General features: G+C 65.1%; 20 protein-coding genes and 1 tRNA gene. 6 read left to right on the forward strand and 15 right to left on the reverse strand.

The window, feature by feature from the left end; genetic code table 11:
* Positions 1-24 precede the first annotated feature (24 nt).
* From ACAH01_RS02045 to ACAH01_RS02065, 5 genes are all read right to left on the reverse strand, one after another.
* Positions 25-765, reverse strand: a complete 741-nt coding sequence (locus ACAH01_RS02045; RefSeq protein WP_170092829.1) for an SIMPL domain-containing protein — start codon at positions 763-765, stop codon at positions 25-27.
* Between the two features lie 64 nt (positions 766-829).
* The gene (locus tag ACAH01_RS02050; RefSeq protein ID WP_170092830.1) at positions 830-2,113 is read right to left on the reverse strand and encodes a TIGR00341 family protein; all 1,284 of its coding nucleotides are present in this window, start codon (positions 2,111-2,113) and stop codon (positions 830-832) included.
* A gap of 70 nt (positions 2,114-2,183) precedes the next feature.
* The gene (locus tag ACAH01_RS02055; RefSeq protein WP_372480086.1) at positions 2,184-5,357 is read right to left on the reverse strand and encodes a PKD domain-containing protein; all 3,174 of its coding nucleotides are present in this window, start codon (positions 5,355-5,357) and stop codon (positions 2,184-2,186) included.
* 190 nt (positions 5,358-5,547) lie between these two features.
* A complete protein-coding gene (locus tag ACAH01_RS02060) occupies positions 5,548-6,795 on the reverse strand; it encodes a Gfo/Idh/MocA family protein (protein WP_372480087.1) in 1,248 nt (415 codons plus the stop codon).
* A gap of 66 nt (positions 6,796-6,861) precedes the next feature.
* On the reverse strand, positions 6,862-8,010 hold the full coding sequence (locus ACAH01_RS02065; RefSeq protein WP_372480088.1) for a Gfo/Idh/MocA family protein: 1,149 nt from the start codon (positions 8,008-8,010) through the stop codon (positions 6,862-6,864).
* A 204-nt stretch (positions 8,011-8,214) separates the two neighbouring features.
* Here ACAH01_RS02065 and engB point away from each other — a divergent pair, with 204 nt between their 5' ends.
* Positions 8,215-8,832: a GTP-binding protein EngB gene (engB, locus tag ACAH01_RS02070; RefSeq protein WP_170092834.1), complete on the forward strand. Its 618-nt coding sequence runs from the start codon at positions 8,215-8,217 to the stop codon at positions 8,830-8,832.
* Positions 8,833-8,875: 43 nt separating this feature from the next.
* Here engB and ACAH01_RS02075 read toward each other — a convergent pair whose 3' ends face one another.
* The 6 genes from ACAH01_RS02075 to ACAH01_RS02100 form a co-directional block, all read right to left on the reverse strand.
* Positions 8,876-10,882: an ATP-binding protein gene (locus ACAH01_RS02075; RefSeq protein WP_372480089.1), complete on the reverse strand. Its 2,007-nt coding sequence runs from the start codon at positions 10,880-10,882 to the stop codon at positions 8,876-8,878.
* A gap of 448 nt (positions 10,883-11,330) precedes the next feature.
* Positions 11,331-11,624 (reverse strand): stress response translation initiation inhibitor YciH, encoded by a 294-nt coding sequence (gene yciH / locus ACAH01_RS02080; RefSeq protein WP_015761607.1) that lies wholly within the window; start codon positions 11,622-11,624, stop codon positions 11,331-11,333.
* A 43-nt stretch (positions 11,625-11,667) separates the two neighbouring features.
* Complete coding sequence (locus ACAH01_RS02085) at positions 11,668-13,884, reverse strand: transglutaminaseTgpA domain-containing protein (protein WP_372480090.1); 2,217 nt, start codon at positions 13,882-13,884, stop codon at positions 11,668-11,670.
* Positions 13,881-14,858: a DUF58 domain-containing protein gene (locus ACAH01_RS02090; RefSeq protein ID WP_372480091.1), complete on the reverse strand. Its 978-nt coding sequence runs from the start codon at positions 14,856-14,858 to the stop codon at positions 13,881-13,883. Before ACAH01_RS02090 ends, ACAH01_RS02085 begins: the two co-directional genes overlap by 4 nt.
* Positions 14,855-15,817 (reverse strand): MoxR family ATPase, encoded by a 963-nt coding sequence (locus ACAH01_RS02095; RefSeq protein ID WP_170092838.1) that lies wholly within the window; start codon positions 15,815-15,817, stop codon positions 14,855-14,857. Before ACAH01_RS02095 ends, ACAH01_RS02090 begins: the two co-directional genes overlap by 4 nt.
* A gap of 204 nt (positions 15,818-16,021) precedes the next feature.
* Positions 16,022-16,276 carry a hypothetical protein gene (locus ACAH01_RS02100; protein WP_372480092.1) on the reverse strand — a complete coding sequence of 85 codons (255 nt, stop codon included), beginning with the start codon at positions 16,274-16,276 and terminating at the stop codon, positions 16,022-16,024.
* A gap of 102 nt (positions 16,277-16,378) precedes the next feature.
* Here ACAH01_RS02100 and ACAH01_RS02105 point away from each other — a divergent pair, with 102 nt between their 5' ends.
* The 5 genes from ACAH01_RS02105 to ACAH01_RS02125 all read left to right on the forward strand — a co-directional run bounded on the left by ACAH01_RS02105 (position 16,379) and on the right by ACAH01_RS02125 (position 20,275).
* Positions 16,379-16,735 carry a hypothetical protein gene (locus tag ACAH01_RS02105; protein WP_372480093.1) on the forward strand — a complete coding sequence of 119 codons (357 nt, stop codon included), beginning with the start codon at positions 16,379-16,381 and terminating at the stop codon, positions 16,733-16,735.
* Positions 16,736-16,946: 211 nt separating this feature from the next.
* On the forward strand, positions 16,947-17,435 hold the full coding sequence (locus ACAH01_RS02110) for an N-acetyltransferase family protein (protein ID WP_372480094.1): 489 nt from the start codon (positions 16,947-16,949) through the stop codon (positions 17,433-17,435).
* Between the two features lie 56 nt (positions 17,436-17,491).
* Positions 17,492-17,565: transfer RNA gene (locus tag ACAH01_RS02115), tRNA-Phe, on the forward strand.
* Positions 17,566-17,634: 69 nt separating this feature from the next.
* A complete protein-coding gene (locus tag ACAH01_RS02120) occupies positions 17,635-18,213 on the forward strand; it encodes a hypothetical protein (RefSeq protein ID WP_372480095.1) in 579 nt (192 codons plus the stop codon).
* Between the two features lie 211 nt (positions 18,214-18,424).
* Positions 18,425-20,275 (forward strand): minichromosome maintenance protein MCM, encoded by a 1,851-nt coding sequence (locus tag ACAH01_RS02125; RefSeq protein ID WP_372480096.1) that lies wholly within the window; start codon positions 18,425-18,427, stop codon positions 20,273-20,275.
* A gap of 21 nt (positions 20,276-20,296) precedes the next feature.
* Here the strand turns inward: ACAH01_RS02125 and ACAH01_RS02130 are convergent, their stop codons facing one another.
* From ACAH01_RS02130 to ACAH01_RS02145, 4 genes are all read right to left on the reverse strand, one after another.
* On the reverse strand, positions 20,297-21,127 hold the full coding sequence (locus tag ACAH01_RS02130) for an IS5 family transposase (RefSeq protein WP_372479458.1): 831 nt from the start codon (positions 21,125-21,127) through the stop codon (positions 20,297-20,299).
* Between the two features lie 1,202 nt (positions 21,128-22,329).
* Entirely contained in the window at positions 22,330-22,944 is a 615-nt protein-coding gene (locus ACAH01_RS02135) for a hypothetical protein (protein WP_372480097.1), read from the reverse strand.
* On the reverse strand, positions 22,944-23,618 hold the full coding sequence (locus ACAH01_RS02140) for a hypothetical protein (protein ID WP_372480098.1): 675 nt from the start codon (positions 23,616-23,618) through the stop codon (positions 22,944-22,946). Before ACAH01_RS02140 ends, ACAH01_RS02135 begins: the two co-directional genes overlap by 1 nt.
* Before the next feature lie 100 nt (positions 23,619-23,718).
* A complete protein-coding gene (locus ACAH01_RS02145) occupies positions 23,719-24,084 on the reverse strand; it encodes a hypothetical protein (RefSeq protein ID WP_372480099.1) in 366 nt (121 codons plus the stop codon).
* Between the last annotated feature and the right edge of the window lie 75 nt (positions 24,085-24,159).

A 24,159-nucleotide genomic window follows, 5' to 3' on the forward strand; every position in this document is an offset into this window, starting at 1 on the left:
CGGGTAGCCGGTCGGACGACGGCGTCAGGCCGACTCGGCGGCCTCGTAGGTGACCTGGACCTGTGCCGTCACCGTGACCGGTCCGCTGTCGATGTCGGTGCTGGCACCGTCTGTGGCCGCGGTCGCCGTCGCCTCGGCGGCGTAGGGCCGGTAGCCTCGGTCGACGGTCGTGACGGTCTCGACGCCCTCGATCGTCAGGTCCGCCCGCTCGGCGATCGTCGTCGCCTTCGTCCGGGCGCGGTCCATCGCGCCCTCCAGGGCCTGTTCTTCGAGCTCGTCACGGCGGTCGGCCGACAGCGTGAACTCGACGTTGTCGACATTGTTCGCCCCGTTGGCGACGGCCGTATCGATCACGGAGCCTGCCTTGCTGGTGTCGTTGACAGTGATCTCGAAGGACTGGCGGGCGACGTATCGGGGCTCGGGATCCTCTTCTTCGGCGGGCGGGCGGCGGTAGTCCTGCCCGATGTCGTAGCCGTTGGTCCGCACCTGTGCGCCCTCGACGTCGGCGAGGGCATCTCGAAGCTGGGTGACGTTGTCGGCGAGTTGCTGTCGAGCGGTCGCGGCGTCGCCGGCGCGGGTCTCGACGCCGACGCGCACGACGGCCTGGTCGGGCTGGGCGCTGACCGCGCCGGTCGCGCCCACGTCGACGGTTCGGTTGTCGGTGGCGGCTGTCTGTGCGCTGTCGCCGGCACCGAGCGCGCCCGTACAGCCACTGAGGAGCACGAGCGTCGCCAGCACGGCGATCGCGGGGATTGAACGTCGCATACACGGTCACCGACGACCCCCACCTTCAAAGCCCTCGGGGACGGTCAAAACGCCGTTTGAACGATCAGCCGGCCTGGTCGACGGTGACGAAACGAACCTCCGTCGTCACGTCGCGGTCGGCGATCCGGTCGGCCACCGCGTCGATGTCGTCTGCGAGCGTCGGGAACGCCTCGCCGGGCGGGACGCCGACCGTGACGACGACGCGGGTCGGCTGCTGGAACACCGCGGTGTTGGTCTGCTGGACCTCGATCTCCAGCAACGTCGCGCCGGCCTCGGCGACGATCCCGCCGGCCTCGGCCCGGATCTGCTCTTCCGTGTTTGCCCGCTCGAACGTATCGAGCGTGACACCGCCGAGAAACGCCGAGAGGACCAGGATAGCGACGACGAGCACGCCGATCCGGGAGGCCGTTGCGCTCTTTGCCTCGTCGGTCCGGAACCACTGGCTCGGCTGGTACCCCTTGTACCACAGCACGACGAGCGCCGCGAGGTTGATCGAGAGGACGTTGACGGCGAGCAACACCGCAGAGCCAAGCGAGACCAGTGGCTGGCCCCACGCCATGCCGATGCCGACCGTCGCAGCCGGCGGGATCAGCGCGACGGCGATCATCACCCCGACCAGCGCGGTCGAGACGCCCGACGAGAGGCTGACGACGCCCGCGACCCCCGCACCCAGCGCGACCACCAGCGAGAGGAAGTCCGGGGCGACGCGCTCGCGGATCTCCGGGATCGACGTGACGTCCGCGAGCGGCGGGATGAGGTGGACCGAACGCACGAGGAAGGCAAAGAGGCCGGCGCTGACGACGGCCAGCACGAGCCCGATCAACTGGAGTTTGACGCCCCGTCGGAACATCTCCTGGTCGTCCATGACGGTACCGACGCTGGTCGCCATCGCCGGGCCGATCAGCGGCGCGATCACCATCGAGCCGACGACGACGGCGGGCGAGTCGAGCAAGAGCCCGGCCGTCGCGATCAGCGCGCTGACGACCGTCATGACGACGTACGTCGAAAAGGCGGGTGCCATGTCGCTGGCTCTGGCGGTCAGTTCCTCGCGAGCGATCCGGTCCTCGTCTTCTTCCTCGTCGTACCGCTCCTGGAGTTCGTCGAACTGGCGGGAGATGACGGTGTTGGCGTCGACGATCACCGTGTACCCGTCCTCGTCGATCCCGACCGCTCGGAGCTGTTCGAGCACCGGCTCGACGGCCGCACTGGGCAGCGGGAAGTACGCGACGCCGGTGTACTCCCGACCGCTCGTCTCGTCGTTGACGACGTAGTCGATCCCCTCGTCGTCAAGAGCTTGGAGGATGGCGTCGCGCTTGCCCGCCGGTATCGTGACCTGTACGAGTCGCACGTCACCTGCTGTGAGCCCGAGGAGCAAAAGACGGTGGGGTCCGCGCGTCGAGAGCGAGTGCCGTGGGCGTCTAGTTCCCGTAGCGGTTCCGCATGTCGAGTGCGTCGACCAGCTCGGTGTTCTGTTCGAGGCTGTCCATCTGCGTGCGGAATTCGAGGTGCAGCGTGTCGAGCATCACGTCGACCAGATCGTCGACGGGCCAGTCGTACTGGCTGGGGCCCGTGACGTTCCCGTAGGTCATCGAGAACTTCTGGTTGGGGTAGAGGACCCGGTACATGTACGGGTTGTCGTGGTGGGTGACCCGGATGCCGTACGCCGACAGCGGCGCGTCGGTCCCCTCGAAGGGACCCGGCTTGGCCCCGTCGGGCAGCGCCACCTCGATCACGTCGCGCTGTGGGTGGCCCACCGAGAAGTTCTTGCGCTGTGAGTTGTCGTACGAGAACTGGTCCAGCCCCGTGGCCTCTTTCGACGGCGCGACGTACCACATGATCGCACCGTCGATCAGCAGCGGCACCTCGGTGCGGTTCTCGAAGATCAGCGACGTGTCGAACAGCCAGCCGTCGCCGTGGAGTTCGGCAGTCGCCTCGACCGGGGCGTTGGCGGTGAAGCCGTCGCCGAGGGTCTCGCCCGTGACCGGGTGGACCTTCTCCGTCGTGGCCTCGATAATCGGGTTGTCGCTGTTGTTGTACTGGCTGTCGCTGACGCCGCTACTCCACTCGACCCGATCGGGCTGGAGGTAGTCGTCGTCGAACCGCTCGCCGCTGGGCCAGGCGTCCTGGATCAGCACCGAGGGATCGTTGTCCGGCGACACCGGCCCGGCGTCGGCGGTCAGGCCGCCGTCCCGGCCGCTGCCGTCGTTGAACGGAATCGGTTCGGTCTCCTCGGGCAGTCCGACCACCCAGGGCATGATCCGCGCGTTGTTCTCTCGGGGCACGCCCGCCGCGTCGAACTGCTTGACCAGTTCGAGCCCGCGGTCGCCGAGCGAACCGAGTTGCATCGAGCCGTCCCCGGCGTTGTTCTGGATCGCGTCGACGTCGGCACCGTACTCGCTGGCGTCGCCGTTCAGCTCGTTTTTGAGCAGTCCCTGGACGCCGCCTTCGGTGTACTCCGGATTGAAGTCCTCGTCGTACGCGGGGTAGAACTCTTCGAGCGTGGTCTCGGCAGTGACGTCGCTGCCGTCGCCGACCTGGACCGTCGTCGTCGTGGTGGCGGTCGCGCCGCCGTCGTCGGTGACCGTCAGCTCGACGGAGTAAGAGCCCGCTTCGGCGTAGGTGTGGCTGGCCGTCTCGCCGGTGGCCGTCGAACCGTCGCCGAAGTCCCACTCGTAGGAGGCGATCGAACCGTCCGGATCGGCCGATTCCGAGGCGTCGAAGGTCGCTTCCTCGCCGGGTGACAGCGAGGCGGGATCGACCGAGAACGACGCCGTCGGCCCCTCGTTGACGGAGCCGACCGTGATGTCGGTGCGGGTCACCGCCGACGCGCCGCCGTCGTCGGTGACCGTCAGCTCGACGGTGTACTCGCCCGCCTCGGCGTAGGTGTGGTTGGCCGTCTCGCCAGTGGCGGTCGAGCCGTCGCCGAAGTCCCACTCGTAGGACGCGATCGAGCCGTCCGAGTCCGAGGACTCTGAGGCGTCGAAGGTGACTTCCTGGCCGGGGTCCGGATTGGCCGTGTCGACCGTCAGTCCCGCCATCGGCGGGGCGTTCCCGTCGATCGCGAGGTCGCCGACCATCGACTCCGGATGGACCGTACAGACGTACTCGACCATCTCCTCGGTGGCCTCAAACTCCAGGGTGCGGCTCTGGCCGTCCTGGCCGACCCGCTCGGTCGCCAGCAGTTCCTCGCCAGCGGCGTTGCGGATCACGAGGTCGTGGGGGATCCCGTCGACGTTGTTGTAGGTGAACGCGTAGGACTCACCGGAAGTCAGCGAGATCGTCGGGTTCCGCTCGCCCTCGATGGCTGCCGGCTCGGCACCGAGCCAGCCGTCGATGCTGCTGTCGATCGTGATCTGGGTCGGGTTGTCGGCGTCGCTGACCGACACCGTCGTCGCCGTGCTGTCGGTCGCGCCCGCGTCGTCGGTGACCGTCAGCTCGACGGTGTACTCGCCCGCCTCGGCGTAGCCGTGGGTCGCCATCTCGCCGGTGGCCGTCGAGCCGTCGCCGAAGTCCCACTCGTAGGACGCGATCGAGCCGTCCGGGTCCGAGGACGCCGACGCGTCGAAGGTGATGTCCTCGCCGGGTGCGGGCGTGCTCGCGTCCGTCGTGAACGACGCCGTCGGCGTCTCGTTGCCCTCGCCACAGGCACCCTCGTTCTCCCAGGGGCCGTACTCGCTTGCGCCGGGTTCGTCACCCGAGGTCCACCAGCTGGCTTCCCACAGATCGCCGTCGTGGGTGACCTGATCGCCGCCGCTGTAGGTCGCGTCCGCGTCCCAGGCGTCGACGCCGTCACAGCTGCCGCCGTCCGAGCCGGACGCAGAGACCGTGACGGTGGTGTCGTTGGAGTCGCTGGCACCGTCGTCGTCGGTGATGGTCAGCGAGACGGTGTAGTCGTCCGCCGTCTCGTAGGTGTGGGTGACGGACTCGCCGGTCGCCGTGGCTCCGTCGCCGAAGTCCCACTCGAAACTCGCGAGCGAGCCGTCCGAGTCCGAGGAGTCGGCCGCGTCGAAGCTGACCGTCTCGCCCGTGGCGGGCTCGGCCGGATCCACGGTGAAGGTGGCGTCGGGTGCCACGTTCGATCCCTCGCCGACGGTGACGGTCTTGGTCGCCGTGGCCGGTGCCTCTTCGTCGTCTCGGACGACCAGTGTGACCGTGTACTCGCCCGCTGCGTCGAAGCTGTGCGTGACGGTCTCGCCGGTGGCGGAGCCTCCGTCGTCGAAGTCCCACTCGTATGACGCGATTGAGCCGTCCGGGTCCGACGACGCCGACGCGTCGAAACTGACCGTCTCGCCCGGCGCGGGCGAGCGGCCGTCGATCGTGAACGACGCCGTCGGCCCCTCGTTGTCCTTGTCACAGTCGTGCTCGCGGGTCCAGGCCCCGAGGTCGGCGTCGGGTTCGCGCTGGGTCCACCACTCGGCGGTCCACAGCGCGCCGTCGTAGACGACCTGATCGCCGCCGCTGTAGGTTGCGTTCGAATCCCAGTCGGGCGCGTCGCAGTGGCCCGAGTGTGCTGTTGCGGTCGAGCTCGCACCGAGTGCGAGCGCCGACAGTGCCGATGCTTTCCGTAACAGATCGCGTCGTGTGTGTCTCATAGTATCCCCCAAACTGCGTGCTGATTCCGTTGCGATGCCCCCAACCAACCATCAGATTCTTCGAACAGGAGCCTTGATTCTATCGTCAGCTACGGGATATTTCCATATATAGATTTATCACTAGTGCACGTACTAGTTTAATTAATTCGTGCTGAGACGTGGCGTCGGCTTCGGCAGCCGGCCCGTCACCTCACCGCTCGACGCCGGCCGGGCCGGCCGCGAACTCGCCGCGGGCCGGTTCGGGGACGTAGTCGGCGAGGTCGGCGTCGTCGAAGTCGACGCGTTCGCCCCGCTCGGCCGCGAGGTAGGAGGCCGCGACGAGTTTCGCCACGTCCAGTCCGTCCCGAAGGTCCTCCCGTGCGTTCTCGCCGGCCCGGAACGCCGAGACGACGTGCTCGTTCTGGTCCAAGTAGCCGTAGGTCGCGCCCTCCTGGGGGAGGACCGGCATCTGCCCGCGGTCGGCGGCCTGCTTCTCGACGACGTAGCCCGCTCCCTCCGCGGCCCGGTCCGAGAAGAACACGTCGGTGCCCGATTCCAGCGTGTTGATCGTCCCCGAGTACTCCGGGCCGAGCAGTTCGATCGTGATGCGCAGTCCCGAGCCGACGAAACACCAGGAGTTGGTCGCCTCGCCGACGACGAGGTCGCCCTCGGGGGTCTCGTAGAAGACGCTCGCGGAGGCGTAGTCCTCGCCGGGCGACTCGTGGTAGTCCACGTCGTACTCTTTGGCCAACTCGGCGGCGTAGTCGTCCCGTCCCCACTTCAGCGTCGAGATGTCGCAGGTCACCGCGATCGGTTCCAGATCGTCCTCGCCGGGCCGACTGAGGAGGTGTCTGTTGACCTTGTGGGAGTGACACATCATGTCCGAGAGGACGCCGCCGCCCTGTCGTTCAGGGTCCCAGAACCACGAGGAGTGGGGTCCGGCGTGTTCCTCCGCGGAACGTGCGAGGTACGGTCTGCCGGCCCCCTCGGCGGAGTCCCACAGGAGCTCCTTCATCCGGTCGACGCCGGGCATGTACACCTGGTTTTCGAGGTAGGCGTGGTTCAGGTCGGTCCCCTCGACCAGGTCGACGATGCGCTGGGCCTCGCCGACGGTGCGGGCGAGCGGTTTCTCCATGGCGATGCCCGCGAGGTCGGCCCCGCCCTGCTGGACCTCCTCGACGATCGCTTCGACCGTCTCGACGCGGGTGTGGTTGGGCGAGGTCACCCAGACCGCGTCCACGTCCTCGTGGGCCACCAGTTCGCGCACGTCGCCGGTCGCGATCGGGTCCCCACTGCCGGCCTCGCGACAGGCGTCCGCGACCGCCTCGGCCTTGCTGACCGTGGGATTCATGACCCCCGTCACGTCCGCGTCGCGAATGCGTTCGAAGGTCGCCGCGTGGAACTCCCGTGTGATGAAACCGGCACCCACGAAGCCGACGCCGAGTCTGTTCGTTGCCATGGCACACGGTACGACGGAGCACGGTAAATAGATTCGTTCGATAGTCCAAACAACGGTGGCCGTACCCTACAGGTCGACGGATCGGGACACCGACGCCTCGGCGATCTCTTCGGCGGTGACCTCCCGGCCCCGTTCGGCCGAGAGGTAGATCCCCTCCATCACGAGCATGGAGTTGAGCGCGATCTCGTCGGTTCGGATCTGGTCGACCTCGCCGCGGACGGCCGCGACGAAGTGGTCGTACTGGTTCGGTCGCTCGTCGACCTCGTAGCCGCTCTCGCCCCGGATCAGCCCGTGACGGGTCTCGAAGCCGTCCACGTCGATCTCGACAGTAGTCTCGTAGTCGTTCATCGTCGTCAGGAGTTCGACCGGATCGAAGGCGATCCCGCCCTTGCTACCGACGACGACGCCGCGCTCGTCGGGCTGGTAGGAGTGCCAGGCGGCCCGCACTTCCAGGCGAGAGCCGTCGGCCAGTCGGGCCGCGCCGGTGCCGGCGTCCTCTACGTCGTGGCCGGACTCTTCGAGACGCTCTCGATAGAGATCGGCGTTGTCGCCGGTCAGCTCCTCGCTGAGGCTGTCCTCAGTGTAATCGAACGTCTGGCCGTTGACGCGCTCGACGGCGGGATTGCCCAGCAGGTAGAGGTTGCGACCGATCTCGTAGGTGCCGATGTCGAAGACCGGCCCGCCGCCGGCCGACTCCTTCGAGACGAACGCGGGCGTGCCGTAGCCGTCGACGTAGGGGCGGCCGCGCCGCCGCGAGTACACCGACCGGGCGAAAGACACGTCGCCGAGATCGCCCGACTCGACGAAGGTCCGTGCCGCCTGCGTCTCCGGGGTCAGCAACTCGACGTTCTGGACCGCCAGGAGCTTGTCGGCCGCCTCGGCCGCGTCGACGATGTTCTCGGCGTCGGTGTAGCTGCCGGCCAGGGGCTTCTCACAGAAGACGTGCTTGTCGGCCTCGAAGGCGGCGACCGCCATCGGCTCGTGGAGGTTGTTGTGGACACAGACGTTGACCACGTCGATCTCCGGATCGTCGAGCATCGCCTCGAAGTCCTCGTAGACGTCCGGAATCCCGAACTCGTCGGCCAGCTCTCCCGCGGCCGCCGTGTCGATGTCCGCGATCGCCTTGACCGTCGCGCCCTCGACGCCGCGATACTTCCGGATGTGTTCCTCGCCTCGATTCCCCGCGCCGATGATGCCGATGGTAACTGTCTCCATGATGGTGTTCGTGTCCGGACTCGGCCGCCACTCGCCGCGACGGCGGCCCGGCGATCAACTGCGGGTATCGAGAGTATCATCGAAGATACTGTTAAATCCACCGATGAGAACAACAGCAGGTGTTAATCCGAGTGCCCGACCGAGGCGAGCCGCCCGGTCGTTCGCGACCGGCGAGGATTTCAGGCTCCGCCGTCTACCGCGGGTATGTTCGAACAGCGACCGAACCGGGACAGCGAGATCGTCCTGGTGGGCCGGTCCAACGTCGGCAAGTCGACGCTGATGCGCGAGATCACGGGCCACAGCGTCGACACCGGCCAGAAGCCCGGCGTCACCCGTAAGCCCAACCACTTCGACTGGGCCGGGCCGGACTTCATGGTGACCGACCTCCCCGGCTTCGGGTTCATGAACGGCGTCCCCGAGGACGTCCGCGAGCAGATCAAGACCGACGTTGTCCGGTACGTCGAGGCCAACGCCGACAAGATCCTCGTCGGCATCCTCGTCCTCGACGGGAAGGCGGCCGTCGACATCATCGACCGCCACTCCGGTCCCGACGAGATCCCCCACGACGTAGAGCTGTTTCACTTCCTGCGAGACGTCGACGTCGAGCCCGTCGTCGCCGTCAACAAGATGGACAAGGTCGACGACGAGGACGAGCGGCTGAACGACATCTGCGATCGTCTCGGCCTCTATCCACCGTGGCAACAGTGGCAGGAGACGATCGCCCCGATCAGCGCCAAGCGGGGCTCCGTCGACGCGCTCGACGAGGCCGTCCGCCACCACCTCCACGAGGCCGGGCGAGACGATCTGTTCCAGTTCTTCTAGGCCCGCGCTCCGCGTCGGGTGGTTTCGCGCACCACTGGCGCGGTCACTCCGGGTCGAGACGCGTGACGGTGAGGTGTTCGACGGTCGACCGGGCCAGTTCCTCGGGCTGGACGCTACAGACCGTGGTGCCGACCCAGACGGGGTCGGTCAGCTCGATACGGCGCTGGTCGAGTGGCCGCCACGACCGACCGTCCGTCGAGCAGTAGATCGTCAGCGTGTCGTCGATCCGGTCCACGCGGTACCACGGGGCATCGAGCGACGACTCTTCGAGATGGCGGGTCGTGCCGCTGGCACCCTGGCTCGTCCGCCAGTCGATTTTCGTCCCGTGGCCCTCGGTGAGGCCGACGTGTCCGTACGACGCCTCGTCGTCGAGTCCGTCTCTGACCATCAGCCCGGCGGTGCTCCACTCGTTGGCACCGTCGAGGTCGGTGAACCGCCCCTCGATCCGCACCGGTCCCTCGACGCGGGCACAGCGGTAGTGAAACTCGTTCCACTCGCCGTAGATGTTCTTACCGGAGCCAGTGACGTGCCAGCGGCCCTCCTCTGCCGTCGACTCGCCCGCGACGAGCACGTCGCCGACGTCGACCCCCTCGGTGAGCGCGATCGTCTCGTCGGCAGTCGGCGCGACCGACGGATCGGGGACCACGAGCGTGTTCCGGAGTTCGATGCGGGCTCCGCCGGCCCAACTCTCCGTGAGAGAGAGCTCCCAGTTGCGCTGTTCGGCGATGTTCGTGACGATGCTCAGCCCCGTCCCGGTGCCGGTTCTGGTCGTCGTGTACCCGTCTTCGAAGACGCGCTCTCGCTCGGTCTCGGGAATTCCCGGACCGTCGTCGGCGACGTACAGCCCACCGGACGGCAGCGGTCCGACGCGGACGGTCACGCCCGAGCAGCCGTGATCGACCGCGTTCTTGAGCAGGTTTTCGAGGACCGGCCGGATGCTCGATCGGGGCGCGTTGACGACGGCGTCCGGCCCGAACTCGACCTCCAGCGACGCGGCGTCGAAGCCGACCAGTTCCCACACGTCCTCGACGAGGGCGGGCAGGGACACCGGGCTCGACTGTCCGACGCCGACCCCCTCCGGCGAGAGCGACGAGTTCTCCAGGACCGTCTGCGTGAGGTCGTCGAGGATCTCGTCGATGCGCGTGATCGCCTCGCTGGCCTGTTCGAGCGTCGTCACGTCGCCGGTCTCGCGGGCCAGGGCGATCCGGCCGCTAGCGATCTGGATGGGGCTCTTCATGTCGTGTCGGATCGACCGGACGAACTCCTCCATCCGTTGGTCCTGGCACTTCAGGCGCTCCCGACGCTCGACGATCTCCGTGACATCGCGAGTCCAGCCGACGAGTCCGACGACCTCGCCGTCGTGTTCCCAGGGCAGTTTCGTCGTCCACGACCAGTGGGTGCCGTCGGGGGTCGTGTAACTCGCCTCCTTGTCGTAGAGTGGCTCACCCTCCTCGATGACCCGAAGGTCGTCCTCGTAGGACTCGACGGCGTTGTCCGACTCCCCGTACATATCCACGTCGGTCTGGCCGATGAACGCCTCCGAGCTGAAATCGCCCGGACTCGTCGACTTGCGGAGGTGGCGAGCCTCGCGGTCCTTGACGTACACCGCACCCTCGACGCCGTCGAGGAGCGTCCTGAACATGCTACTCTCGGCGGCCTGGTCGCGGCGGCGTTCGTACCGATCGACGGCGGCAGCGAGGCGGTCGGGCAGGTCGTCTTCGTCGAGGACGATCTCGCTCGCACCGGCCTGCGTGGCGCGTGCCGCCGTCCGACCGGCCGAGTCCCCGAGCGACAGGAGGATGGGGCGGTGCTCGTCGACCGCGTGAATCTGTTCACACGCCTCGACGACCGACGCGTCGGTCGGGGCTGCCGTCACCAGCACGCAGCCCACGTCCCGACGGTCCGACAGCGTCGTGAGCGCGGCCTCGACGCTGTCGACGACGACCTCGCCGATCGAGCCCGCCGCCGAGGCAGACCGAGTCGGGGCCACCGCCCGCTCGCGTCCGCCGACCACGAGAACCGTGGTCGGGTCACTCAGTAAGTCGTCCATCGGTCACCTGTTCCGAGTGAGAGCACCAGCCGACGCGTCTTAATTCCCAGCTTTTCTTTCGATAATCGGACGTAGTATGAATTGTCCTCGTACTGAAATTGGCCAGAAACGCGGCGCAGCGTCCGTCGAGGACGGCCCGGAACGCCGACTCCGAGTCCGTGACGGCGACAGCGACGCCACTGAGACTGACAGTACTATCGTAGCCATCGAACATCGATGCACACCCGATCGCACTGCGGTCGTGCGATCGGTGTGTAAACCGTTGCAGCTGTTACTATAGACGGGCGAAAGACGAGGGCGACCGAGACGGTCGCCACGAACGCACCCGCTGCGCTCGCCGTGCGGGCCCGGCGACAAGTAGTCCGGTGTCGGACGGCAGTCGTAGCGATGTCCCGGCGAGTGTCTGTCTCGTGGCGACACCCCCCATCAGCAACGACTGCCGGCCGTATCAGGCGACGTTGAATCCCTTATCGCGCAGGAAGTCCTCGACGCGGCCCGTGTGGTTACCCTGGAGTTCGATCTGACCGTCCTCGACGGTCCCGCCGCAGGCGAACTTGGACTTGAGATCCGACGACAGGCTGTCCATGTCCACGTCCGATGGATCGAACCCTTCGATGATCGTTACCTCCTTACCGTAACGGCGCTCGTCGATGCGGATGTTGATCTCCTGAGACTCCTTGGCCACGTCTTCGCAGACGCAGAGTTCCTCAGGGAGCCCGCACGTCGAGCAGACTTCCGACATTACACTGCGGGCTACGAAATCAACGTATTAAATACTGTCGGGGTTATTTCGCCGTGCCACGCGAGCGAACGATCTCGTCGACGAGCGAGACGGCCCGATCGGCCGCCGCCTCGTCGACCGTGCCGGCGTAGCGAGCCCGTTCTCTGATCGACGCCACCTCGCGTGCGCGCTCGTCGGCGTCGACGGCATCGAGGTACGCTCGGACGGTCTCGTCGGGACGGCGCGGCCGGTCGTGTTCGCGGCCCAGATAGTACACGAGCCGCTGAAAGGCCCGCTCGGTGTCTCGCTCGGGGGTCGACCGGGGCTGGTAGTAGAGCCACACGCTCCGGTAGACGCGCCGGCCCAGATCGCTCCGGCGCACGCCGATCACGGTCCCGACGATCGCGAGCAGTCCCAGTGCCGCCTCCCGACGGGACGGCAGCGAACTGGCCGGACCAGGGCGATCCGTCGTCGCATCGGCAATCTCGGTGCGGGACTCGCCGACCCGCGTCGCGGTCGAGATGCTGTCTTCCGGGTTGACGCCGGGACGGGTCTGTGGACCGAGCGGCGTTCCCCCGGCGTCGGTAGCGTTGTCGACCGGTGTGAGCGGCTGGGGAGTCGCCGTCGGCGTCGGCGACCACTCCGGGCCGCCGCTCTCGTTGGTGTCGACGGACGGGCGATCTCGTTGCCGGGCCGACTCGACGTTCCGGTCGCGGGCACTCTCGCGGTCGCTGGCGGGCGTCGGGTCGAACCGGACCCAGCCGTACTCTTCGAAGTAGACCTCGACCCAGGCGTGGGCGTTCTGTCCGCGCACGACCCAGCGGTCCTCGGCGACCCGTTCACCGGACGTGTAGCCGACGGCCATCCGTGCCGGGATGTCCTGTGTCCGCAACATCGTCGCCATCGTCGTCGCGTAGTAGGTGCAGTAGCCGGCCGACATCTCGAAGAGGAAGGCGTCTGCGACGTTGCCGTCGGGACGGCGCACGTCAAGCGAGTACTCGCGGTTGTTCTCCAGCCAGTTCTCGATCGTCAGGGCCGTCTCGTAGGGCGTGCGGGCCTCGCGTGTGAGCCGGTCGGTCCGCTCGCCGACGCGGTCTGGCGTGCTCGCCGGCAGTTGCGTGTACGTCTCCTCGATCTGCTGGGGGTACGCACGCGTGGTGTCGTTGAGCTGGGCCGGCGTGGCCGCGGGGACGGCGCTGGTGACGCGATAACTGTCGCCCTCTCGAATGGGTGCGCCGGTCGCGAGGCCCCCGTCGCCATCGACGCGTGTGGCGGGGTTGCCACGGCTCTGGATCGGTTTCCAGGCCGCCGGCATCACTCCAGCGTCCGTTTCGGCCCGAAAGCGCTGCTCGACGATCCGGGTCGGGCCGGGCGGCTCGTCGAGTCGGCCGCCGCCGTACGCGCGGCTGTTGGTCTGACTGACCCACCCGTCGCCGGTGTACCGGTCGAAGCTCCCGATCCGCCAGTAGCGAGGCTCGCTACTGGTGACGGTAAAGCGGACCTCGGGCGAGAGGCTGATCGAGCCCTGGACCGAGAGCTGGTCGCCGCTCTGGAGGAGACTCGCCTCGACCGTCTCCGAGCCGGTGCCGTCGACGTTCAGTGACAGTCCCGCAGTGGCGGGGACGACCGACACCAGCGACGGGACGACGACCATCAGCGCGGCCGTCACGAGGATCGTCTCGGCGTCGACGATCGGTTCGCCGCGGCGGTCGAAGTCGCCAAAGCCAAGCGTCGCCACCGCGGCGACGACGCCCGACAGCGTCGTCAGCAGGTCGGCGTCGCCGGTCAGGACGAGGAACCCCAGCGTCCCGCCCGCCGCGGCGACGGCCAGGGCATACCGGCGTCGCATCGCGAAGTACCACGTCAGGAAGGTGGGTGCGGGCGTGACACCGAGCACCCACGCCCGGATGTTGGTGATCCGCAGGAGCGTGTTGCCAGTCAGCAAGGAGAGCGTATCGGTCAGCAACTCCCCGATCCGCGGCGAGCCGCTCAGTTGCTGGACGTACCACCAGAGCCCGACCAGCAGGAGGACGCCGCCGAGCGCGACGGCGCTGCGCGGGGTCAGGAGACGGGCCAGCACCGTCGCGGCGACCAGCGAGGCGGCGACGACCGCCAGAAACCGCGAAGGGAGCCCGACCACGTCGATGAAGAAGTACAGCACTTGCAGCGTCGAGCCGAGCAGCGCCGCGACCGCGACCAGCGCCGCGGTGCGTGTCCGTCCGGGGACGCCGACACTCTCGACTGTGGGCCAGTCGAGTCCCAGCCGGTCTGCCGTACTCACGAGACACCCTCCGCGACCAGCGGATTGTCGCGCGTGGTCGTCAGTTCCGCCAGTTCGTGGACGGCGTCGCCGAGCGAGACGCTCACGCCCGTGGCGTCGGCACGGATGCGTACGTCGGCTCGGTTCCAGGCAGTCTCGTCGACGTCGCCGCTGCTCGTCCGCGCGAGGAGTTCGAGCGCCCGCTGGCGGTGGCGCTGGCCGTGGCCCGCCTCGATCGAGCCGGCCGGGACCGTCATCGCGGTGGTCAGCCCCGCCCGGAGCGCGCCGACGAGGACCGTCGCCGCGCCAGCGGCCATCTCGTCGGCGTGGCCCTCGGTCGACTGGGCGGCGATCGAGAGCCCCTCGTCGCCGACGGGATCGGAGAACTCCGTCACCAGCAGGTCGTCGTGCTTGGCACTGGACTTCCAGTGGACGTCTCGCAGCGAGTCGCCGGGCACGTACTCGCGGAGTCGGTCGAACTCGCTGCGCTGGCCGCTGTCCAGTCCCAGCGTCCGCTCGAAGGTCGCGCCACCCAGTGAGTAGACCGGCGGATAGACGACGACCTCCGTGCGCTCGGTGACCTCGTAGCGCTGTTCGACCAGTCCGAGCACGTCCCGGACGGCGACGGTCGTCCGGGTGAGTTCGTAGACGCCGCGCGCGTCGTACGCGAGGTCGTAGCTGACCGTCGCCGGCAGCGTCCGCTCGAACTCGGCCGCCGCCGACAGGCCGTCGGCGAGTTCCTCGGAGATCGTCGCGACGCCGCGTCCCTCGACCGTCAGCGAGACGGTCCGGGACTCGCCGGGAAAGCCACGGCGGGGCTGGCTGCGCTCGACCGTCGGTGCCCCCGCACGCTTCACCTGGAGCGCGCCGACCGCGAGGGCAATCGACAGCGGCGCGGCGACGGCGTTCAGCGACCGCGGGCCGGACAGCCACGCCATCGTCACTGCCAGCCCCACGACGGCGAGCGTCGCGACGCCGCGGCGTGTCGGTCTCATTCTTCGATCGGGACAGTGTCGAGGGCCGTCCGGACCAGCCCCGCGCCGGTCTGTTCGGCGGTGTCGGTTCGGATGCGGTGGGGCAACACGACGCGTGCTTCCGCGCGCACGTCGTCGGGGACGACGTAGTCTCGGCCGTCCAGCACCGCGCGGGCCTGTGCCGCCCGCAAGAGCGCGATGCTCCCGCGGGGGCTCACGCCAAGCTGGCCGTGTTCGCGGGTGTAGCGTGCCAGTCGCGTCGCGTACTCGCGCAGCGGTGCCTCGATCGTCACGTCCGAGACCGTCCGCTGGGCCCGGCGAAACTCCGCGACGCTGGCGACCGGCGAGAGGCGCTCGATGGGGTGGTCGCTGACGACGCGAGCGAGCATGGCCGCCTCGTCGTCGGCGCTGGGGTAGCCGAGGTGGAGCTTCTTCATGAAGCGGTCCAGCTCCGCCATCGGGAGCGCGTAGGTCCGGTTCTGCTCGACGGTGTTCTGGGTCGCGATGACGGTGAACGGATCGGGCACGTCCCGCGTGTCCCCGTCGACCGTGACCTGCTCTTCTTCCATCGCTTCCAGCAGCGCCGACTGGGTCTTGGGCGGCGCGCGGTTGATCTCGTCACCCAGGACGACGTTCGCGAAGATCGGCCCCTCCTGGAACGTGAACGTCTCGGTCTGCTGGTTGTACACGTTCACACCGGTTACGTCCGACGGCAACAGATCCGGCGTGAACTGGACGCGCTTGAACGTGCCGTCGAAGGAGGCTGCGACGGCCTTCGCCAGCATCGTCTTGCCGACGCCGGGAACGTCCTCCAGGAGGATGTGGCCCCGCCCCAGCATCGCGGTCAGGATGTGTTCGATCTCCTCGTGGTGGCCGACGATGACCCGCTCGACGTTCTCGATGACCTGAGTCGCGACTCGGTTCGCCTCGCCGAGGGCAGACTCGGAGTGGGACCCTCGTGGTGTGTCGGTATCTGTCATTGTTGTCAGTGTCCACCGCAGGCACGCTGTCACGGGACCACGCCCCCGGCAGTGGCCCCGTCGGCGGACGGCCTGGCACTGCCGCCGCCGGGCGCGATGCCAGTCGTGACCCCTCCTTAGGGATCAGCGCTTGTAATACTGCTGCCTGTTAGCTCGACACATACACGACCGCAGACAGACGATACGGTCCGCGGGACCGTCGGTCTACCACTCCTTGCAGTCGGGACAGACCAGTCCGTCCTCTCCCTGCCAGCGGTACGAAACCGAGGTCCCACACCGGCGGCAGGGCTCGCCGTCGGGCGACCAGGCTGCCGTCGTCGCCGCCGGTTCGACGCTGTCCGGCGATACCCGACCGCCCTCCGCGTCGGCCTGCTCGTCCCCACTCGTCGACGACTCGTCTCGGGGCTCGTCGTCCGTGGCGTCGCCGACGAAGTCCGTCAGCGAGGCGTCGTCACTCATACCAGCCCGTTGGGACGGGCGAACATTGGACCTGTCGGTGGGGACCGAACCGCGCCCGGAGCCGCCGACAGCGATTTCGGCCCCGGCGACCTCCGACGAGACGTGACCGCGACGGTACGCCGAGACGCACTGCTGGCCGCCCTCGCGTCGGCCGGACTGCTCGCGCTGTTGGTCGCCGAGCGAGCAGTCGACACGCTCACCACCCCGACAGCGATCGCCAGCGGCGTCGCGGTGGCGCTCCTGGTCGAAGTTGCGTTCCTGCGATCGTCGGCTGTCGCGCGCCTGTGGACGCGCCCCGTGGTCCAGCTGGGCTCGACGGCCGGACTCCTCGCCGTGGGACTGGCTGGCTACGCGCTCGCCGGACCACTCGTCGTGGCGGCGCTGTCCTGGGGACTGGTCACCTACTTCGCCCTGCTCTGTGTGCTCCTGGCGAGCAATCGCCGTCGGGCGACCGAGTGACGAACGACGGCGGCCGAAAGAGCTTTGTCGTGGTACCCGGTACCACGGGTGATGATCGACGGCTCCACGTGCCCGAACTGCGACGGCCACGTCTCCACGACCAACGGCACCGACTACGAGTGTGACGACTGCGGGAGCGAGTTCGACACCGCCGACCTCTTTCTGCCCTGATCCCCGACAGTTTTGCCGACGCCCGACCAAGCGGTGAGCAATGGTCACGGTTCGCCCCGCCGAACACGGCGACGTCCCGGCGATACAGCGCGTCGCCCGAGAAACCTGGCACGCCGCCTACGACCCCGTCCTCGGCCCCGAAGCCGTCGAGGCGACGGTCGAGGAGTGGTACGCCGATTCGGTCGTCGCCGACGGCGTCGCGAACGACGCGACCACCTACCTCGTCGCGGTCGACGACGGCGTCGTCGGATACGCCTTCGGTGGCCAGATCGAAGCCGACCTCGCCAGCCTGTCGGCAATCTACGTCCAGCCCGACCGCTGGGGCGCGGGCATCGGACACCGACTGTTCGTCGCCCTCACCGACCGGCTCCGAGAGCGCGGCCGCGAACGGCTCCAGATCCGCGTGCTCGCGGCCAACGACCGAGCACGAACGTTCTACGAGCGCCACGGCGCGACCCTCGTCGACCGCCAGCAGATCACGCTCGCCGACGTTCCCGTCGACGAAGTGACCTACGAACGACCGCTGTGAGTCGCCGCCCGCTTTCGAAATCCTTTTTGATACCCTCGGCCTCGTCACGAATGCGCGCCGCCTTAGCTCAGACTGGGAGAGCACTCGACTGAAGATCGGGCTGTCCCCGGTTCAAATCCGGGAGGCGGCATACCCTTCTCGGTTTACATGCCGGAATGACTACCCCCCGTAGCCGGGGGTCTCTCGCGGGGTGGTCGGCGTGAGCGATCCCGACCCCGCAGACCGCGGCGATGGAGCCGATTCTGCCGACGCGAACCCCGGGGACGAGAGCCTCGAAACCACCGTGCAGGAGGTGTCTGCACGGATGGACGCGCTCTCGAAGCAGGTCTCGGGACTTCGGGAGGAACTACACGACGAGCGAGAGCAGCGCGCGGAGTTAGAGGACGAGCTGGAAGCGCGCGACGAACGGGTCGAGGAACTCGAAGCGGAAGTCGCACGGCTCGACGCGCGCACCGACATCCTCGAAGTCGTCGAGAACGCCGACAAGATGTCCGGCAAGCAACGCGCGGTCACGCTGGTCCAGCACCTTCACCGCGCGGCGAAAGCGCGTGAGCGGCGTGACGAGCCGTCTGCAGCGACCGTCGACCGCGACGAAGCCGAGGAAGCGCTCCACTTCCCGGACATCGACCGAACGACGATCTACCGCGACATGGAGCGTGCCGCCCGGCTGATCGACGGGAAGGCGCTCCAGTACAGGAACGGAGAGCTTCGCCTCGATCTCGACGCCGGGACACTCCCCCGCAAGTACACGGCTGACGAGGAGGGCGAGAATCTGTGAAGTCCTCACAACAGCCGCGATGGGGGAAGCCCCCACCGAGTCGACCCAGTTTCAGCGAAACCGTCTGAACCCTTAGGATTTGCAGGGTAGGACGGGTCTGTAAACAACTATCGGATAGCTGTTAGTACGCTCGCAATCCGCTCGCACCGCTCGCTCATCACACCGATCAACAGCCTGCGCGGCTGTTGTGAAGACTTCACAGAAACACACGATGCCCGAAAACCACGAACTCGTCGACGACCTGATAGCATTCTTCCGGGACTACTACTCGGAAGAGATCGGCCAGCTCGCTCAACACTACCCGCGGGAACAGAAGTCCCTCTACGTCGACTACGACGACCTGTACCGCTTCGATCCCGACATCGCCGACGACGTTCGGAACCATCCCCAGCAACTGCAGGAGTACCTGGAAGAAGCACTCGCACTCTACGACCTGCCGGTCGCTGTCGATCTCGACGACGCGCACGTCCGGCTGTACAACCTCCCCGAGACGGATGTCTTCGACGTGTCCGAAGTCTCTCGACACGAAAACATCGGCCAGCTACTGGACATCCGCGGGCAGGTACAGAAGGTCTCAGACGTGAAGCCCCGACTCACCAAGGCGACGTGGGAGTGCCAGCGCTGCGGGACGCAGACGACGATCCCACAGACCGGCGATACGCTGCAGGAACCCCACGAGTGCCAGGGGTGCGAGCGGCAAGGACCGTTCTCGCTTGACGCCGGTGCGAGTAGCTGGATCGACCACCAGTACGCTCGACTCCAGCAACCGCCCGAGCAGACGAAGGGTGGTGATGCCCCAAGCGTCGACGTTCACCTCGAAGACGACCTGATCGAAGGCTTCGACGCCGGGGACAGAGTGGTCCTGACGGGTATGCTGGATATCGAGGAGCCGGGCACAGAGCAGGGTCTCGACTTCGACACGAACCTCGACGCGCGGGCAGTGGTGAAAGAGGAGAGCGACTACGACGATGTCGACGTAGAGGAGCACCGCGACGAGATCGAAGCTATCGCGAGCGGCGAGCGCGGTGATCCGTACCAGCTCCTGATCGACTCGATCAACCCGAAGCACCGGGGGGACGAGCACGTCAAGCTCGCCGTCGCTCTCCAGCTCTTCGGCGGGTGGGCACACGAGTATCCCGACGGAAGCCGCGACCGCGGCGACTGGCACATGCTCCTCCTCGGGGACCCCGGCTGTGGCAAGTCGACCTTCCTCCGCTACGTCGACCAGATCGCGCCGCGGTCGACCTACGCATCGGGGAAAGGTGCGACGGCGGCAGGCATGACTGCGGCGGCGGTCGCTGACGACTTCGGTGATACCGAGTGGGGACTGGAAGCCGGTGCGCTTGTGCTGGCCGACGGCGGGATCGCCTGCGTCGACGAGATCGACAAGATGCAATCCGACGCAGTGTCCTCGATGCACGACGCCCTGGAGAGCCAGCAGGTCCACGTCAACAAGGCCGGGATCAACGCCACGCTGAACGCTCGCACATCGCTACTGGCGGCGGGGAATCCGAAGAATGGCCGCTTCGAACGTTACCGACCGAAGGGTGAACAGATCGACATGGGACCGACGCTGCTCTCCCGATTCGATCTGATGTTCATGGTGTCTGACCAGCCCAATCGGGAAGACGACGCGGAAGTGGTCGAGCACATGGTCCAGAGTCGACAGGCTGCAGGCCGTCATACTCGTGGAGCGGAGCTGAGTGACGAGGAACAGCAACGGGTCGAACCGGCGATCGATCGAGATGTGCTACGGGCCTACGTCGCTCACGCCAAGCAGACCTGTCGTCCGATCATCGAGGACGACGAAGTAGCGGAGCGGCTCAAGCAGTTCTTCGTCGAGTTCCGCGCGAGTGCTGGTGAGCAAGACGACGACTCACCGATTCCGTTGACGTTTCGGAAGGTCGAGGCAATCCAGCGGCTTGCGGAGTCGAGTGCGCGGATTCGACTTTCGGACACTGTGGAGATCGAAGACATTGAGAGGGCGATCAAGCTGGTGACTAAGTCGATGAAGCAAGTCGGATACGATCCCGAAGAGGGTGAGTTTGATGGGCTGTGTTGAATCGCCATAAGGCGGTAGATTTCATTGTTTCACAGCACGTTTGATGTTGTAGACGACACACATCAGGGCGATTTCGCGGAACTCACGAAACCAGGATCGCGCTCGCACGGCGAAGCCGAGCGAGCGCTTCACAGCCGAATTGACGGTCTCAGTCATCGAGCGCTGGTTGTATCGCTGTTCGTCGATTCTGGCGTTGTGTGCGTGGTCGTAGGGAGCGAAGATGCGGTGCTTGATCAGGGGTCTGATGCCGAGTTCACGCAATGCTTCGCGGAGCGCTTGCTTGTCATAGCCTTTGTCGGCGGCCAGAGACCGCAGATCGCCCGCGTTCCGACGGGCGATCTGCTCGGCGAGGTCTGCGTCGCTTCCTTCCCTATTCGTCGAACAGTGTACGTCAAGGACGGCTTGAGTGTCTGTATCGACGAGTTTCGTGACTTTTAGCTTCTGCACGCGGTAGCTGATTCGCTGGCAGTAGTGGCGGCTGGCGGCCGAGCGTTCGTAGAATGTGGCGTCGATAGCAGCGTGTTTCGATGGGTCGTGTAGCTGCGCCGACTGGCGCAGCAACACTCGACAAACGCTCATCTCGATCCGGTCGAACGCTTTACACAACGTGGATGGAGAGGGAAGATCGGCCGCATTGAGGCCGATCTCCCCGGTTATTTGTGGCATCTCTTTGAGCAGGTCAATCGTCATTCGGTAGGACGCATCAAGGTAAATCCGCAGACAATGGAGAGAAACGAGGGCGTAATCGGCGAATCCGCCGCCACCTTCCGGGGCGGCGGATTCGTCTCCATCGCCAGTAACTCTTTGAGCAATCGGTACAATCTCTCCAGTGAAGCGGGAGATTTGTGTCATGGACAACCAAATCATCCCGCTTCAACTCCTTTGATTTAGCGACCTATCCCGACGCCGTCTAGTGATTCAACAGAGCCGAAGGGTCTCTTTAACCCTGTCAACGCTGGTGGCACTGACGATCGTCGAGCCCAGTATGTACAGTGCGATGTGGCCATCGCCGTTGGGGTTCTCGCCAATGACGACATCATAGCCCTGGGACGTTGCTATGGCGACGACGTTCGAGAGTACCTACTCGACGTCACCGGGCGTCTCCAGAGGAGAGGTTTCGTAGACGTGTTCTGCCCCAAGGCCCTCATCGTGAGTTGAATAACACGGACCACTGGGTTCCGCTCGCGACTGTCTACCACTCTCGAGTCCTGAGCCTGCGTCAGCGACTCGTGTGTATCTGAGCGCTGCGGAGCACGCTCGGACCCGGTTTCCGAATTTGTAACGTTCTATGTACTACACATGTGTTCGTCACGTGGCTATGGCCAGTCTTGTCGCGCTTCGAGTGCTTCTAAAAGGTCGGGTAGTCGCGCCCGTTTGTACGCTACCCACTCGGCAAACGTTGTGCCAAACCCTTTAGCCTCGGGAGCATCGTCCGGGATTTCGTCGCCCAGGCCACGTCGTACATCTCTGTAGTACGAGGCCAATCGAATGTGTTCTTGCTCACCGTACACGAATTCCCAGTCTCCGACCGAATCGTAGATCTCGATCGCTCGGTCGTACGCGTCATCCGCATCGTCACGCTGAGCGATGGTCCGGAGATCGCCGATGAATTCTGGCCAGGCCCCTTGACGCAGGTCCGCGAACGTGCCTGATTCGAGGTCTCGCTCGGCGAGATACGCAGCGTAGTCTTCCGCGAGGAGAATCCCGATGTCACACCGGTTCTGCGCCCGACAATCATTACCAGCGATACGATAGCACGTCGCAGCATATACGAATCGGGCGACCGCTCGTTTCGTGTGATCCGTGTCTGGTCCAGAGTGTTCAACAACAGTTCCTGCATGCTCATGCGCGGCAGCAGTGTACAAGTCCCCTGCTTTCTGTAACTGTCTAGACTCTCTCGCCACCTGCGCTTCCTCAGCTAATTGGTAAGCTTGACTTTTCATTATTGTCAATATATCCTGCTGACGCCGTCGATCATATCTCTCGTATCTTCCGTTGAGTCAAAGGATCGGTCGCCGTCCCCAAATGTCGGTGCTTTCGAGCAATCGGTACCCTCAGGAGTTCTTGGACTCCATCTCACGGACATCTTCGATTGATTCCGGTAGTGTTGATTCCTTGTGGTCAACCCACTCACATAAGCTCCCCTCGTCGATTGTTTCTTGTTGCACCATCGGATCGCCATCGGCAATTCGTAGAACCGACCGATAAAATGCAAATAAATTCAAATGCTCTTGCTCTGCGAGCGATGCTGGAGGGTCGCCAAATTTTTGATACATATTTCGAGCCTGGTCATACGATCTGCTCGGATCATCTCCGCGAAGCAATCGGAAATCGCCAATGAATTCGTACCAAGCGCCACGTCGGGCTTGATCGTACGCACTCGTAAGCCGTTGATCGCACTCTCGATTCAGTACGTCTTCTGCAACCAGAATCCCGATCTTGGCACGATTTTCGAGACGGTTTTGATTACCACTGATTAGATGGCAGGTCGCGCTCTCCAAGAGATACTGCTCTCCGAAGCTAGTCGTGATACCATATGGAGCAGAAACACCGTCACCAAAGCACTCGAACGCGGCCCGTGAGTAATACTCAGCCGCATCTGTGAATCTACCTTCTGCTCGAATTGAGTCGGCTGTGGATGCTAACGAATTTCCCACTTCGCGTACCATCAACAATCTACTCCATTTTCTGAATCGTACACAGTATCTTTTTCCTCTTCATTGCCGGGTATATCTTTGAGCGCCTTCTCTATGGTCCGGTAGATATTATCGGCCGTACTCGCGGTAAGGATGGTTTGCACAACCCGATAACCGGGATTGCCTTGAGCAGCAATCAGTACATACCCACCACCATATTGTGCAATATAATATCTCTTACTAGCGACGTCTACAATTCGAACGACTTCAGAACGGATCAGTTCTCGGAGTGTGCTTTTACTATCCACTGGCTTTCCGTCCCTTGTTGCGTGATCACCGCGGTCTTCGACATTCACTATATCATTACAGTCGTCTTGTACTGTACTACTCCCAGTGCCGGCTGCCATCAGCGTCCCGTCGATGATTTCCAGAATTGCCTGTTCTTCCGCATCGGTACCGTCCCCGATTACATACGTGACCTCACCGGTGGTCTCCCGGTCTCCATTCTCCAAGATACGACCGATATCATCCTGCGTGAGTTCGGAGGTCTCATCGATATACTCCCAGCCATAGCCTCGATAGTAGCCGTCCTGCTCCTCTACGAACCCTTCGTTCAGGGTGACCTCTTGACCATTAGTTTCGTAGGTCCTGACCTCGGGAGTTGGCGAGAGAGGTGACTGAGCTATTCGCCTCTGCTCATCACGCACCGAGAGTCTCAATTACGACACCACTTCCGTCGCCTCAGGACTGAATCCCGATATGATCGCTGAGGCCGAAGATTTGCTTTATTAATAGGATGTCGACTCACTATGTGGATGATTCTATCGCGTCTTTGATGAGATTGGGGAGTTGCTTCCGTTTGTATTCGACACGCTCCACTGGAGACTGAAACTCTATTTTTGTCAGTAGGTCGTCCTCAAGCGCAACTCCAGCCATAGAATGAAGGTTACGAAGAAGTTTTGTGTTTTCTTTGAAAATCGGCTCCGAGAGTTGGCCAATCCGCTGGCTGACAGTCGTTTCCCGCTCGTAATCTCGATACGCCTGAAGCGCATCATCGTATCGCGACCTGTTATCATCAAGCTCGCCGAGAATCTGGAAGTCACCACAATACTCGTGGAATGCTCCCTCCTCAACAACGGTCGTCGCCAACTGCTCTCGAAACTCATCAGCCATCAATACTCCCTGTCTAGCTTTTGTGGAGTGCATCTTATCGCGACCGGCCATTCGGAAACAGAATGTGGATTTCAA

Source organism: Halomicrobium sp. HM KBTZ05 (genome assembly GCF_041530035.1).
Lineage (GTDB): Archaea > Halobacteriota > Halobacteria > Halobacteriales > Haloarculaceae > Halomicrobium.